This is a genomic window from Chryseobacterium daecheongense, from assembly GCF_003729955.1.
In the GTDB taxonomy this organism is placed as follows: domain Bacteria; phylum Bacteroidota; class Bacteroidia; order Flavobacteriales; family Weeksellaceae; genus Chryseobacterium; species Chryseobacterium daecheongense.
This window is the reverse complement of sequence record NZ_RJTX01000001.1, coordinates 1,360,662-1,375,098: the sequence shown is the minus strand read 5'-3', so window position 1 is coordinate 1,375,098 and position 14,437 is coordinate 1,360,662. Positions and strand designations below refer to the sequence as shown.

Below are 14,437 nucleotides of genomic sequence, written 5' to 3'. Positions count from 1 at the left end.
GTTGTTTTAGTTTCAACCACAGAAGAGACAAAAGATTTGAATATTTAAGATTATATTAGAATCATAATAGTATTAATGAAAATTAAACGAAAGCTAAAATTAAATTTCCATAACTTTGTTTGCTAATACAGACTTTTCAATGCAGAATAAGCTAAAAATCATTAATGATCCGGTTCACGGATTTATCAAAATTCCTTATGAAATTTTATTTGATGTGATTGAGCATCCTTATTTTCAAAGGTTGAGAAGAATTTCTCAGACAGGACTTTTGAATTTGATATTTCCGGGGGCAACACACACAAGATTTCACCACGCACTAGGTGCCATGCATCTGATGTTTACAGCTTTAGAAACCTTGAAGCTTAAAGGAGTTAATATTTCAAAAGAAGAGGAAAAAGGAGCTATGTTGGCTATTCTGATGCATGATATTGGTCATGGCCCATTTTCCCATGCCTTGGAAAGTATGTTGATGGATGACTGGCATCATGAAAACCTGTCACTTTTGCTAATGAACAGATTAAATGATGTATTTCACGGTGAGTTATCAATGGCTATTGAAATGTTTCAGGGGAAGTATCATAGAAAGTTCTTTAACCAGCTTATTTCGTCCCAATTGGATGTGGACAGACTTGATTATTTGAAAAGAGACAGCTTCTTTACAGGAGTTTCGGAAGGTAATATCAATACCCAGAGGATCATATCCATGATGAATGTTTGTGAAGAAGGGGAGTTGGTAATTGATGCAAAAGGCATTTACTCCATAGAAAACTTTTTGACGGCCAGAATGTTCATGTATTGGCAGGTCTATTATCATAAAACTTCTGCATTGGCGGAATTCCTTTTGGTCAAGATTCTGGAAAGAGCCAAGTATCTTGTTTCCCAGGGAACAGATCTTCCTGCCACAGAGAATCTGAAATATTTTTTATACCGCGGAAAAAGTTCAGCAACAGACGAAGATGTGGAACGATTCACGCAAATGGATGATAATGACGTAATCCAGGCCATGAAATTATGGCAGAATTCCGATGATTTTATCCTGTCATACTGGTGTCAATGTGTTATCCAAAGAAACCTGCCAAAAACCATAATCTCTTCTCATCCTTTTGAAAAAGAGTTCATTGAAGAAAAAATAAAAAAGACCAATGAATTTTTCGGAATTGATAATGGAGAGGAATTGGTGCATGAAATTAAAAGAAAACTTTTACCCTATAATACAGACAAACAACCTATTTATCTATTACAGAAAAATAACAAGAAGATCAGGATGGATGAATCCGAAGATCAGCTTCTATCAGGATTAATGGTGAATAAAACCATAAGGTATATTCTTACCTACCCACGAGAACTCTATAAAATTAATTCTTAAAGAATATTAAAATTGCAGTCCCGAAACTAAAAAATGTTTGCGAATTATAGAATTTCTTATCTTTGCAGAATATGGAATTTACAGCTTCGCAAATTGCAAGTTTTATAGACGGAAGAATAATAGGTGATGAGAATGCACTTATTACGGGCGTTTCACCAATTGAGAATGGAGAAAGCGGCCATCTTTCTTTTATAGCTCAGGACAGATTTTCTCATTTTTTGGATACTTCCAAGTGTTCAGTCCTTATTGTTTCAGAAAAGCTTTTAGAAAAAGATAGTTATAATGCCACCATTATTGCCGTAAAAGATGCTTATCTTTCCTTTCAGGTTCTCATGAACCTGTATCAGGAAATGCAGGGCAGAAAAGAAGGGATTGAAGATGGATCTTCTATTCATTCTACCGCTGTCATTGGGGAGAAAGTATACATTGGGGCTTTTACCTATGTTTCTGAAAAAGCTAAAATTGGAGAAGGAACTCAGATCTATCCTCATGTATATGTGGGAAAAGGAGTGAAAATAGGTAAAAATTGTAAAATTGACAGTGGAGCAAGAATCTATGATTACTGTGTGATTGGAGATAACTGTGTTATTCATTCCAATACTGTAGTTGGTGGAGACGGTTTTGGTTTCCAGCCAACACCTGATGGTTTCAAAAAAATTCCTCAATTAGGAAATGTAATTATTGAAGATGATGTGGAAATAGGTTCCAATTGTAGTATAGACAGAGCTACTATCGGTTCTACCATCATTGGAAAAGGAACAAAAATAGATAACCTGATCCAGATCGCTCACAATGTGAAAATTGGACAGAATAACGTCATTGCTGCACAGGCAGGAATAGCCGGTTCTACCATTATTGGGAACTGGAACCAAATTGGCGGACAGGTTGGAATTGTAGGGCATATTAATATCGGGAATCAGGTTAAAATTCAGGCTCAGAGTGGGGTGAATAATAATGTGGAGGATGGAGACGTATTATATGGTTCTCCTGCTATATCTGCCTCAGACTTCCGAAGAAACTATGTTCATTTCAGGAATTTTACAGAAATCGTAAGTAGAATAAATAATCTTGAGAATAACTCAAAAGATAAAACTAATGAGTGATATGCAAAAAACACTCCGTGAAGAAGTAACGCTTTCCGGAATTGGCCTTCATACAGGTAAAGAAGTAAAACTAACCATTAAACCTGCTAAAGAAAACACAGGTTTTGTATTCGTAAGAACCGATTTGGAGGGGCACCCTCAGGTTGAAGCGGATGTAAACTATGTTGTAGCCACTGAAAGAGGAACAACATTAGAAAAATTAGGCGTAAAAATTACTACTTGCGAGCATCTTTTAGCCGCATTAGTAGGATGTGATATAGATAATGCCATCCTTGAAATGGATGCTTCAGAACCTCCGATCTTAGATGGATCTTCCAAATTCTTTGTAGAAGCTATCGAAAGCGTAGGAGTAGTAGAACAGAATATTGCAAGAGAATACCTTGTTGTTAAAGAAGTTCTGAGCTATGTGGATCCTGCAACGGGATCAGAAATTACAATTATTCCTTCGGATACCTACGAAATTACTACAATGGTGGATTTTGGGACTAAAGTGTTAGGAACCCAAAATGCTACTATGAAAAATATTTCCGAGTTTAAAGAAGAAATTTCATCTGCAAGAACATTCAGTTTCTTACATGAGCTGGAAATGCTTTTAGATCACGGGTTGATCAAAGGCGGAGATATTTCCAATGCCATCGTATATGTAGATAAAGATTTAACTCCGGATACTACAGAAAAATTGAAAAAAGCGTTTGGTAAAGACCATGTTTCTATCAGACCTAACGGAATTCTTGATAACCTCACTTTAAATTACCCTAACGAAGCAGCGAGACATAAATTATTGGATGTAATCGGTGATTTGGCTTTGGCAGGAGTGAAAATAAAAGGAAAAGTTATTGCCAATAAGCCCGGACATTATGTAAATACCCAGTTTGCTAAAAAACTGAACCGTCAATGGAAATTACAGAAAAAGAAAAATGTTCCGGATTTTGACCTGACGAAAGAACCTGTTTTCGATATCAACGGAATTATGCGCCTTATGCCGCACAGACCTCCATTCTTATTGATCGATAAAATTCTTGAGCTTTCAGATTCTCACGTAGTAGGATTGAAAAATGTAACCATGAACGAACCGTTCTTTGTGGGACACTTTCCTAAAGAACCCGTAATGCCGGGAGTTTTACAAGTGGAAGCTTTAGCTCAGACAGGAGGAATCTTAGTATTGGCAAGCGTTCCGGATCCTGAAAACTATTCTACCTATTTTATTAAAATCGATAAGGTAAAGTTCAAAAGAAAAGTAGTTCCGGGAGATACCATCATTTTCAAAATCGAATTGATTGAGCCAATCAGAAGAGGTATTGTACATATGCAGGGATACGGATATGTAGGAGATACAGTAGCTGTAGAGGCAGAATTAATGGCGCAAGTTGCAAAAAATAAAGTTGATTAAATGATTCATCAATTAGCAGCCGTAGATAAACGTGCGAAAATCAGCAAAAACGTTATTGTAGAACCTTTTACTACAATTGCAGGAGATGTGGAAATCGGAGAAGGAACCTGGATCGGTCCCAACGTGACCATTATGGATGGGGCGAGAATAGGGAAGAACTGTAGGATTTTCCCGGGAACAGTAATCTCTGCAATTCCGCAGGATCTGAAGTTTGATGGTGAGGATACCCAGGTAATTATTGGTGATGATACAACGATCAGGGAATGTGTAACGGTAAACAGAGGTACAAAAGCGCTGGGATATACCAAAATCGGTAAAAACTGCCTCATCATGGCGACTTCCCATATTGCTCACGACTGTGTTATTGGTGATCACGTTATCATTGTCAACGGTTGTGGTATTGCTGGGCACGTGGAAATCGGAGATTATACTGTAATGGGTGGTTTAAGTGCCGTTCATCAATTCGGAAAAATCGGGAAACACGTGATGATCTCAGGAGGTACATTGGTGAGAAAAGATATTCCGCCTTACGTAAAAGTGGCAAGAGAGCCTATGTCTTATGCCGGGATCAACTCCGTAGGACTGAGAAGAAGAGGTTTTACCAATGAAAAAATCTTTGAAATCCAGAAAATATACAGAGCTATTTTTCAGATGAAAATGAATGTTTCTCAGGCAATTTCTTATATTGAAAAAGAGATGCTTCCAACGGCTGAAAGAGACGAAATCCTTCAGTTCATCCAAAACTCTCCAAGAGGTATCGTGAAAGGATACGGAACCGGAAAAGAATAAGTAAAATCGAAAAACAGTAAAATCGAAAAATAATAATAGTCAAATTTACGATTTCACGATTTTACAAATAAACAGTAACAATAAAAGATAATATAAATTAATGGCAACAAGTAACGATATCAGAAAAGGGCTTTGTATTGAGTACAGTAATGATATTTATAAAGTAATCGAGTTCCTTCACGTAAAACCAGGAAAAGGACCTGCTTTTGTAAGAACAAAATTGAAATCAGTAACTAACGGAAAAGTAATTGATAATACATTCTCTGCTGGTCATAAAATTGATGAGGTAAAAGTTATTACAAGAAAATACCAATACCTTTATGATGATGAGAATGGTTTCCACTTCATGAATAATGATGACTTCTCCCAATTATATTTAAATAAAGAAATGATTGAAAACTCTCAGTTCATGAAAGCTGGAGAAGAAGTGACGATTATTTTAAAAGAAGTTGATGAAACTCCTCTTTCGGCAGAACTTCCACAATCTGTATATTTAGATGTTATTGAAGCTGATCCGGGCGTAAAAGGAAATACAGCAACCAATGCACTTAAAAATGCAATCGTAGAAACAGGTGCTAGAGTAATGGTTCCTTTATTCATTGAGCCGGGAGACAAAATCAAAGTAAGCACAGAAGACGGTTCTTACTTAGAAAGAGTAAAAGAATAATATAATTTACAACAATTCGGTTTGCCCTTGCATTCCGAATTTTGTTTTATAAGATAATCAATTTATGAGATTCCATTCTCCACAAAAACTTAAAACTATTGCCGATTTAGTAGGTGCGAAATTTATCGGTCCGGAAGACTTCGAAGTATTGGGAACCAATGAGATTCATATGGTACAACCTGGTGATATCGTTTTTGTTAATCACCCGAAGTATTATGATAAAGCCTTAAATTCTGCGGCAACTATTATTTTAATTGATAAAGAAGTTGAATGTCCGGAAGGAAAAGCACTTCTGGTGTCTGAAGACCCCTTCAGAGATTTTAACAGAATCAATACTCACTTTACAAGAATATACAATTTCACGGAAGAGCTTCACGATATGGAAATTGGCGAAGGAACAAAAATCCATCGTACGGCTGTTATTGGAAACAATGTGAAAATTGGAAAGAATACCCTTATTTTCCCAAATGTTGTCATTGGAGACAGAACCGAAATCGGAGATAATGTGATCATTCAATCCGGAACGGTACTTGGAGGAGATGCTTTCTATTACCGTAAACTGAATGGTAACTTCGACCGTCTTATTTCCGTAGGAAATGTTGTTATTGAAAACAATGTGGAAATTGGAAATAACTGCACCATTGACAGAGGGGTGACTGCTTCTACAGTAATTGGAGAAGGTTCCGTTTTAGATAATCAAATTCAGATTGGGCATGATACCGTGATTGGCAAAAAATGCTTAATTGCTTCCCAGGTAGGCATTGCGGGATGTTGTGTAATAGGAGATGAGGTTACGCTTTGGGGACAGGTAGGTATCGCTTCGGGAAATAAAGTAGAAGCTGGAACGGTATTATTAGGGAAGACAGGAGTCAACAGAGACCTTGAAAAAGGAACCTATATCGGGATGTTTGCAGAAGATTTTAAAACCTATCTGAAAAAAGAAGTAAAGCTGAGAAATCTCAAATAAACAAATTCGATGGTTTTGTCTGAAATCAAAGAAAAATAAGTAAATTTGTGAGCATTAATAAAGTAAAAAAATAAATTTAAATAACAATAAAATGTCAATTTTAGTAAACAAAGATTCTAAAGTAATTGTACAAGGATTTACTGGGAACGAAGGTACTTTCCATGCAGGTCAGATGATTGAATACGGAACCAACGTAGTAGGTGGAGTTACTCCGGGAAAAGGAGGTAGCGAGCACTTAGGAAAGCCAGTATTTAATACCGTTGCTGACGCTGTTGAAAAAGCAGGAGCTAATGTAAGTATCATTTTCGTACCACCAGCATTTGCAGCAGACGCTATTATGGAAGCTGCAGAAGCAGGAATTAAGGTGATCGTATGTATTACTGAAGGTATTCCTGTAGCGGACATGGTAAAAGTGAAATCTTATATTGCTGACAGAGACTGCAGATTAATCGGTCCGAACTGTCCTGGAATCATTACTTCTGAAGAAGCTAAAATTGGTATTATGCCTGGTTTCGTTTTCAAAAAAGGAAAAGTAGGTATTGTTTCAAAATCAGGTACTTTAACATATGAGGCTGCTGATCAGGTAGTAAGAGCTGGTTACGGTATCTCTACTGCAATTGGTATCGGTGGTGACCCAATCATTGGTACTACAACCAGAGAAGCATTGGAATTATTCATCAACGATCCAGAAACTGAAGCTGTTGTAATGATTGGTGAGATCGGTGGTGGATTGGAAGCTGAAGCAGCAAGATGGTATAAAGCAAGTGGTTCTACTAAACCGGTTGTAGGGTTCATCGCAGGACAAACTGCTCCTAAAGGAAGAACAATGGGACATGCAGGTGCTATTGTAGGTGGTGCTGAAGATACAGCTCAGGCAAAAATGGAGATCATGAGAGAAAATGGTATCAACGTTGTTGATTCTCCAGCTGATATCGGTGCAACTGTTGCAAAAGTGTTAGGATAAAATAATTCAAAACAAACGATATGAAAAAAATTTTATTAACCTCAGCTTTGGCTTTTTCCACATTATCATTCGCACAGATTGATTTTAGTAGCACAAGGTTCGGTATCACAGCCGGAGGTAATTATTCCCGAGTAAAGAATGCCCATAATCCGTCAGGACCAAGATTTGCTTTTCATGGAGGAGCATTAGCTTTGATCCCGCTGGGAAAAGATAACCAGTTTTATCTTCAGCCGGAAATTCTGTATTATGGAGCAGGAGAAACAGGAAAAGATAAAGATGCGAAAGGCGCAGATGGTTATGACGCTGTATATGCCAATAACTATTTAAGTGTACCTGTTTATTTCAAAGGCTATTTTTCAGAAGCTGAATCAGAGTTTTTTGGAATGATAGGTCCAAGATTTAATTTCTTGCTGAGCCAGAATGTTAAGGATGCTCCTGTAACAAGACCTTATTACGATCCGGATGTGGAAGGTTATCCATATAGTGGAAAAGCTGCCAGCTTTAATTTTGCAATCGGTGTCGGGGTAGGATACAGCTACAAAAGACAGCTGGAACTTACTTTAAAATATGATTTTGGAGTAACCAATACATATCCTGATCTTGCTAAAGAACCCAATGGAACTTCAAAAGGCAAATCAGAACAGGTGATTGGATTAAGCTTAAGCTACATTTTCCAATAAGAATATTTTTATTCAATATAAAATCCCGGAAAGTACTTTCCGGGATTTATTTTTATACAATATAATTTAAATCTTACCCTTTGATCCACTTCCAAAGCTCTTTCATCGTTGCTTTGTTTCCATACATCAAAATGCCTACTCTGTAGATTTTTCCGGCAAGGAATATCATAAAAACAGTTGTTCCCAACAGTAATGCTATAGATAGAACCAGTTGCCATACAGGAACTCCAAAAGGGATCCTTGCAATCATGGCTACAGGTGAGGTAAACGGAATGATAGACAACCAGAAACCTAAAGGTCCGTCCGGATTATTCATCAAAGAAAAGCTGCCATACATTCCTAAAGTTAATGGCAAAATAGCAAATAAAGTGAATTGCTGCGTTTCTGTCTCATTATCTACCGCCGAACCAATCGCCGCATAAATAGAGCTGTAAAATATATAACCTAATAAAAAGTAAATAATGAATACAAAAATGATCAATGGGAAATTAAGTTCCAATAGACTATGAGAAACCTGCGTAGCAATTTGAGTAATATCCAATTTACTCATTATTTCCTCACTTCCGCCGGGGATATTCTTTTGAATGGAGGAAAAACCTGTATTTAGGATCAGTGCTCCAATAACGGACATGGTAATCCAGATAATGAACTGGGTTAAAGCCACCATTGTTACTCCTAAAATTTTCCCCATCATCAGCTCAAAAGGTTTTACAGAAGAAATAATGATCTCAACCACCCTGTTGTTTTTCTCTTCCAGAACACTTCGCATGACCCTTACTCCATAAATGATAATGAACATAAACGTTACATACATTAAAACCATACTTAAGCCGGTTTTTACTCCAAAAGCAAGATCAGAATCCTCTTTGTTATTCTCAGAAACGTTGATCGTTTTTAACGTGAAATATTTATCCAGGTTATTAAGCTCTGTTTCGGCAATACCTAATTGCTTCATTTTTTCTTTCTTGATAACATTGGCAATATCGGAAACAATACGTTGCTTGGTGTCAAAACCTATTTTACTGTTTACAACAAGCCTTGTATTTTTTTCCAGCTCATCATAATTGTGATTTTTCAGTTCTGGTAGAATAAGAATTCCATTTAATGACTCATCATCCTTTAAAGCATTGATTTTCGCATTTTCATTGGCATCAGGTATAAAAATATAATTAAGCTTATCATCTGATTTCAACTGCCCTTTGAAAAGTCCGCTTTTATCAACCACCTGAATCACATTGTGAGATTCATTGGCTTTAAACATTAAACCAATAACAGCTCCAAAAGCAATAATCATTAAAGGAGCTAATAGTGTTAATATGATGAAGGATTTTTTCTTAACCTGCGTAAGAAACTCCCTTTTTGTAATAAGAAAAATGTTATTCATAATTAAGAATGATTACTTACAGCATTAATAAACACTTCATTCATGCTTGGAATCTTTTCATCGAATGACCGTACCTTTCCAACATGTACCAGATCCAAAAGAACATGGTTTTGATCTCCGGTATTCTTCAGATCAAATGAAACCAGATTATTCTCATGAGAAAAGTTAGAGATCTCATATTTGCTTTTAAAAGTATCCATATGCTGATCATTCACTTCCGAAAGGGTAACCCCAAAAATATTCTTTTTGAATTTTTCCCTCACATCAAACACTCTTCCGTCAATAATTTTTTTGGAATTGTTGATCAGGGCTACATAATCACACATTTCTTCCACACTTTCCATTCTGTGAGTAGATAAAATGATCGTGGTTCCGTTATTTTTAAGATCAATGATCTGATCTTTGATCAAATTGGCGTTCACAGGGTCAAAGCCTGAAAAAGGTTCATCCAGAATCAGCAGATGAGGTCGGTGTAAAACGGTTACTACAAACTGGATTTTCTGAGCCATCCCTTTGGAAAGTTCAGAAAGCTTTTTCTTCCACCATTGGTCGATGTTCAGCTTTTCAAACCATTTTTTGGCTTCGTTTAAGGCATCGTTTTTACTCATTCCCTTCAGTTCTCCAAAATAAAGAATCTGATCTCCTACGCTCATATTTTTATAAAGCCCTCTTTCTTCAGGCATATAACCAATATCTTTGATATGAGTGGGGTTAAGTTTGTCTCCATTGATCCAGACATTTCCAGAGTCCGCCTGTGTAATCTGATTGATGATACGGATAAATGAAGTTTTTCCCGCTCCATTTGGTCCTAAAAGCCCGTAGATGCTTCCTTTGGGCACATGTATACTGAAATCATCCAATGCTACTTTTTTCCCTGCATTGTAGGTTTTAGTAATATGTTCAGCTTTTAACATTAACTTACTTTTCTGTAATTAGTATAAAAATATTCCGAAAGTTACGGAATAAAGAAACAGTATCCTTTTAAAAAGAAAAAATCCTGATGATTATCAGGATTGTATTTTATTGTTTTACGATCTGCGTGACCTTTTGGGTATTATCACTCAAAATGTATCGAATTAAGTATTTACCGGGCTTTAATCTTTCAATATTGATCTCTCCGGAATTCATATTGACGGAGTAACTCGCTACCTGTGTACCCAAAATAGAGTAGAAGATAACGCTTTTGATCTTTAAAGAAGAATCCTTTGCCTTTACAATAAGATAATCCTTTGCAGGATTAGGAAAAGCAATAAGAACACCGTCATCAGATTTTTGTGAGGCGGTGGAAGGCTCCCTGAATTGTTGTGCTTTTAAATTGCTGGAAAACCCAACAAAAGTGCCTAAAAAGATAAATAAAAGTAAAAGTTTTTTCATCAAATTTTAATTTCTCGAAATGTTATTACAAACAAAAATAAAAAATTCTATAATCACATGCAATAGTTTTTTGCAGAACTTTATAGTAAATTTGCATAAACTTATTCAAAAAGTATTCCAAAAATGATACATTCAAGAAATAGAAGGCTGAGAGTAAACGAATCTATCAGAAGTCTGGTAAGAGAAAGTATCCTTACCACCAATGATTTTGTAATGCCCATCTTCGTAATGGAGGGCGAAAACAAGCAGGAACCCATCCCGTCCATGCCGGGAATTTTCAGGAGGAGTATAGATTTAACGGTAAAAGAATGTAGAGAGCTGTTTTCTTTAGGAGTGAAAGCAGTGAACCTGTACATGAAAGTTTCAGAGCACCTGAAAGACAATACAGGAAAAGAAGCTTGGAATAAAGACGGATTGATGCAAAATACCATCAGAGCTATAAAAGATGCTGTTCCTGAAATGATTGTAATGCCGGATGTAGCATTAGATCCATACTCCATCTACGGACATGACGGAATTATCGAAAATGGAAAAATCATCAATGATGCTACCAATGATGCACTGGCCAGAATGGCAGTATCTCATGCCGAAGCCGGAGCAGATATTGTGGCACCAAGTGACATGATGGACGGAAGGGTGTTGGTTATGCGTGAAGCTTTAGAAGAAAGCGGATTTACGGATGTAGGTATTCTAAGCTATGCTGCAAAATATGCGAGTTCATTCTACGGACCATTCAGAAGTGCATTGGACAGTGCTCCGAAAGATAATATGGAAATCCCGAAAGATAAAAAGACTTATCAGATGGATTTTCATAACTCCCGTGAAGCATTGAACGAAGTTTTCAAGGATATTGACGAAGGTGCAGATATCATTATGATCAAACCGGGACTTCCTTATCTGGATATCGTATCTAAAGTTCGTGAAGCGATTGATCTTCCGATTGCAGTATATAATGTAAGCGGTGAGTATGCGATGGTGAAAGCAGCTGCCCAAAACGGCTGGCTGGATAATGATAAAACGATTATTGAAAGTTTAACATGCTTCAAAAGAGCTGGGGCAGATATGATTTTTACTTATTTCGCAAAAGAGGCAGCCATGCTTTTGAACAAATAAATGTAAGACTTATAATAAAATAAAAACACCTCTTTTGAGGTGTTTTATTTTTTATCCGAAACAGGCATAATAATGTGGATGCCCGGGAACAATGGGATCTTCTCCACCATTATCATAAACACAAATGTTTGATGGACATAAGAACCAGCCTGCACGGCAGTTTCCATTAGCGTCTGGTGGACGGATATCTCCACCATTGATTTTCATTAAATCTTTTTTTGTTAATTTTTTCATGATAATATTTATTGTTTAGCAGAACTAAAATAATAAAAATTAATCACATAATGTTGAAATCTTTACCCTTGGTAAACTTTGCTGCAAATGGAGCCTGGTTTCCAGAATATTTTAAGACAAAATGTTTTTGAGTATCCGTATCTACTTTGGCATCCACTTCCACATCCTTAGTCTGAAAGCTCACATCCAAATTTACACCGGATTCTTTTTCTAAAAAGATCTCTACACTCTCAGCATAAAATAACGATGTACTCAGATAATTGAATTTGATATTTTTTCTATAAGTCTTGGTCTTGTTTTGTGTAAAAGCAGAATAATTCTTTAAAATTTCAATTCCCGGAGAATCTATATTGGTGATTCTGGATTTCGTTACTCCGTTTACCTTCACAGAAAAATCTTTGGCATTTTTGATATTTCCATTGATCCCGATATTGAATAAAGAAGGAAGGGAAAGACCATATTCAATCATACTGTCTTTGTTAAACTCAAAATCCGGGATAAGAGCAGGATTTCTGGGAGTGCTGATCAATTGGGTTTTTACCGTATTCAGCTCATCACCGAAAAACAGATATCCAATCAGATTATTTCCCGTTGTTCTCCAGTTCCTTCCATTCCATTCAAAAATTTCGCACAGTAAAGTGTCGGTAGAAGAATGAGGAAGAAGATCCATATCCTGCCATTTAAAAACTTCTTTGGCATAAGGCCTTCTGTCAACAATCTTAATTCCGAGATCCAGAGCCAGTAGTTCTGTCAGTTCCTTATTATTTTCCATATTTTTATTGTTAAATGAGGTGTTATAAATGTATGGAAATAAAACAGAGTGTTACAATATTACAACCAACCTTTTTTATTGTAGACATAGGTGTCGTCAAACTGTTTATCACTCATGAACAAGTATAAGATGCCTTCAATAAAAGGGATGATTGTAGCAACACCGAATGTCACTACATTAAGGATGATTTGGATGATTCCTTCTTTAGTATATCCAAGATAAAATTTATTCAAACCCAGCCATCCTACAAGAATTCCCAATAAAGCAGCAGGAATTTTCTTTTCAGAACGATAAGGTACGTTTGTTTGTTGATTCTGAGCGTTGTCTGAATTGGTATAACCGTAATTTTCCATTTTTAATATTTTTTAATGATGATTTTTATATCCGATAGGTCGTATGAAAATATAAGTAGTTACAAAATAGAGGGTTAAAAAAAATATTAAATTATCATAAAACTTTGTACTCCCCTTGGTAATCTAAAATTTAAATTCAAAAAAACTTTATCTTTGCTCCTATGATTTTACGAGGAGAAAACTTAATCAAAGAATACGGTCCTAAGAAAGTTGTAAAAGGCGTTTCTGTAGAAGTTCAGCAGGGAGAAATTGTAGGTTTGCTTGGCCCGAACGGAGCCGGGAAAACCACATCGTTTTATATGATCGTAGGCTTGGTTAAGCCGACTTCCGGAAGAATTTTCCTGGACAAGCAGGAAATCACTACCGATGCAATGTACCGCAGAGCGCAGAAAGGTATCGGTTATCTCGCACAGGAAGCCTCTGTCTTCAGAAAACTTTCTGTAGAGGAGAATATCATGGGCGTATTACAACTTACCAAACTTTCCAAGCGTGAACAGCAGATCAAATGTGATGAGCTGATCGAAGAATTCTCCTTGCAGCACGTCCGTAAAAACAGGGGAGATCTTCTTTCCGGAGGGGAAAGACGTAGAACAGAGATCGCAAGATGTTTGGCAACAAGTCCCAATTTTATCCTTCTGGATGAGCCTTTCGCCGGAGTTGACCCTATTGCCGTAGAAGATATTCAAAAAATCGTAAGAAGCTTAGTGGATAAGAATATCGGGATTTTGATTACGGATCACAATGTTCAGCAGACTTTGGCAATTACCAATAAAACGTATATTATGTTTGAAGGAAGAATCCTGAAAGAAGGTCTTCCGGAAGATTTGGCGAATGATCCTCAGGTAAGAGAAGCTTATCTTGGAGAAAACTTCGTGTACCAGAGTATTTTGGATAAACCGAAAAAGAAAAGTTACGCTTATAATATCTGGGCCGGAAACTTTGATTCCAAATCCCAGCTTCAAAGCTTTGTGGATGATCAGTTCTACCAATTTGATGATTTAAGACTGATGTATGGTTTCGAAGATATTAGTTTTTCCTCTTTGGCGAATTCGGATATTGAGCATATTTTTAATGAGGTGGTAGATAAAAACGCGAATAATTCATTCGTATTCCAGAAAAAAGAAATTACCTCTCAATATACGGCGGAACAGGCTGAAGCAGAATCCAAGGCTGCAAGCAAACCGGAACTGCACTATCTGACGACCTATTTTTACGAGGGATAAAAATTCTATCAATATTGATGACGATGAATGTATCTTAAAATAGATAAAAATGAAAGTT

Annotated in this window: 15 protein-coding genes and 1 pseudogene; 10 read left to right on the top strand and 6 right to left on the bottom strand. The window is 36.5% G+C overall.

Annotated elements, in window-relative coordinates:
- The first annotated feature begins 139 nt into the window (after positions 1-139).
- The 8 genes from EGI05_RS06395 (at position 140) to EGI05_RS06360 (ending at position 7,926) form a co-directional block, all read left to right on the top strand.
- Positions 140-1,366, top strand: coding sequence for an HD domain-containing protein (locus EGI05_RS06395; RefSeq protein ID WP_123262207.1), 1,227 nt, complete (start codon positions 140-142; stop codon positions 1,364-1,366).
- 71 nt (positions 1,367-1,437) lie between these two features.
- Positions 1,438-2,469, top strand: a complete 1,032-nt coding sequence (gene lpxD / locus EGI05_RS06390; RefSeq protein ID WP_123262206.1) for a UDP-3-O-(3-hydroxymyristoyl)glucosamine N-acyltransferase — start codon at positions 1,438-1,440, stop codon at positions 2,467-2,469.
- Positions 2,462-3,859, top strand: coding sequence for a bifunctional UDP-3-O-[3-hydroxymyristoyl] N-acetylglucosamine deacetylase/3-hydroxyacyl-ACP dehydratase (locus EGI05_RS06385; RefSeq protein ID WP_123262205.1), 1,398 nt, complete (start codon positions 2,462-2,464; stop codon positions 3,857-3,859). The genes lpxD and EGI05_RS06385 overlap by 8 nt, the downstream gene beginning before the upstream one ends.
- Positions 3,860-4,648: an acyl-ACP--UDP-N-acetylglucosamine O-acyltransferase gene (gene lpxA / locus EGI05_RS06380; protein ID WP_123262204.1), complete on the top strand. Its 789-nt coding sequence runs from the start codon at positions 3,860-3,862 to the stop codon at positions 4,646-4,648.
- Between the two features lie 100 nt (positions 4,649-4,748).
- Complete coding sequence (gene efp, locus EGI05_RS06375) at positions 4,749-5,315, top strand: elongation factor P (RefSeq protein WP_121460282.1); 567 nt, start codon at positions 4,749-4,751, stop codon at positions 5,313-5,315.
- Between the two features lie 64 nt (positions 5,316-5,379).
- Positions 5,380-6,282 carry a UDP-3-O-(3-hydroxymyristoyl)glucosamine N-acyltransferase gene (locus tag EGI05_RS06370; protein WP_123262203.1) on the top strand — a complete coding sequence of 301 codons (903 nt, stop codon included), beginning with the start codon at positions 5,380-5,382 and terminating at the stop codon, positions 6,280-6,282.
- Between the two features lie 91 nt (positions 6,283-6,373).
- Positions 6,374-7,246, top strand: coding sequence for a succinate--CoA ligase subunit alpha (gene sucD, locus EGI05_RS06365; protein WP_034735515.1), 873 nt, complete (start codon positions 6,374-6,376; stop codon positions 7,244-7,246).
- Positions 7,247-7,266: 20 nt separating this feature from the next.
- Positions 7,267-7,926 carry a porin family protein gene (locus tag EGI05_RS06360; RefSeq protein WP_123262202.1) on the top strand — a complete coding sequence of 220 codons (660 nt, stop codon included), beginning with the start codon at positions 7,267-7,269 and terminating at the stop codon, positions 7,924-7,926.
- A 73-nt stretch (positions 7,927-7,999) separates the two neighbouring features.
- On the opposite strand, the gene EGI05_RS06355 is transcribed toward EGI05_RS06360, so the two are convergent.
- The 3 genes from EGI05_RS06355 to EGI05_RS06345 all read right to left on the bottom strand — a co-directional run bounded on the left by EGI05_RS06355 (position 8,000) and on the right by EGI05_RS06345 (position 10,684).
- Positions 8,000-9,310 carry an ABC transporter permease gene (locus tag EGI05_RS06355; protein WP_123262201.1) on the bottom strand — a complete coding sequence of 437 codons (1,311 nt, stop codon included), beginning with the start codon at positions 9,308-9,310 and terminating at the stop codon, positions 8,000-8,002.
- A gap of 2 nt (positions 9,311-9,312) precedes the next feature.
- Positions 9,313-10,224: an ABC transporter ATP-binding protein gene (locus tag EGI05_RS06350; protein WP_123262200.1), complete on the bottom strand. Its 912-nt coding sequence runs from the start codon at positions 10,222-10,224 to the stop codon at positions 9,313-9,315.
- A gap of 106 nt (positions 10,225-10,330) precedes the next feature.
- A complete protein-coding gene (locus tag EGI05_RS06345) occupies positions 10,331-10,684 on the bottom strand; it encodes a T9SS type A sorting domain-containing protein (protein ID WP_123262199.1) in 354 nt (117 codons plus the stop codon).
- 123 nt (positions 10,685-10,807) lie between these two features.
- Between EGI05_RS06345 and hemB the strand changes: the two genes are divergently transcribed.
- Positions 10,808-11,797, top strand: coding sequence for a porphobilinogen synthase (hemB, locus tag EGI05_RS06340; RefSeq protein ID WP_123262198.1), 990 nt, complete (start codon positions 10,808-10,810; stop codon positions 11,795-11,797).
- Between the two features lie 51 nt (positions 11,798-11,848).
- On the opposite strand, the gene EGI05_RS06335 is transcribed toward hemB, so the two are convergent.
- Genes EGI05_RS06335 through EGI05_RS06325 form a run of 3 tightly spaced genes read right to left on the bottom strand, consistent with a single transcriptional unit; the run spans position 11,849 to position 13,156 of the window.
- Positions 11,849-12,031 (bottom strand): bacteriocin, encoded by a 183-nt coding sequence (locus EGI05_RS06335; protein ID WP_123262197.1) that lies wholly within the window; start codon positions 12,029-12,031, stop codon positions 11,849-11,851.
- A 43-nt stretch (positions 12,032-12,074) separates the two neighbouring features.
- The gene (locus EGI05_RS06330; RefSeq protein WP_123262196.1) at positions 12,075-12,803 is read right to left on the bottom strand and encodes a hypothetical protein; all 729 of its coding nucleotides are present in this window, start codon (positions 12,801-12,803) and stop codon (positions 12,075-12,077) included.
- 59 nt (positions 12,804-12,862) lie between these two features.
- On the bottom strand, positions 12,863-13,156 hold the full coding sequence (locus EGI05_RS06325; RefSeq protein ID WP_123262195.1) for a TM2 domain-containing protein: 294 nt from the start codon (positions 13,154-13,156) through the stop codon (positions 12,863-12,865).
- Between the two features lie 161 nt (positions 13,157-13,317).
- Here EGI05_RS06325 and lptB point away from each other — a divergent pair.
- Positions 13,318-14,043, top strand: a pseudogene (gene lptB / locus EGI05_RS06320) (LPS export ABC transporter ATP-binding protein); the annotation flags it as partial.
- Positions 14,044-14,437 lie beyond the last annotated feature (394 nt).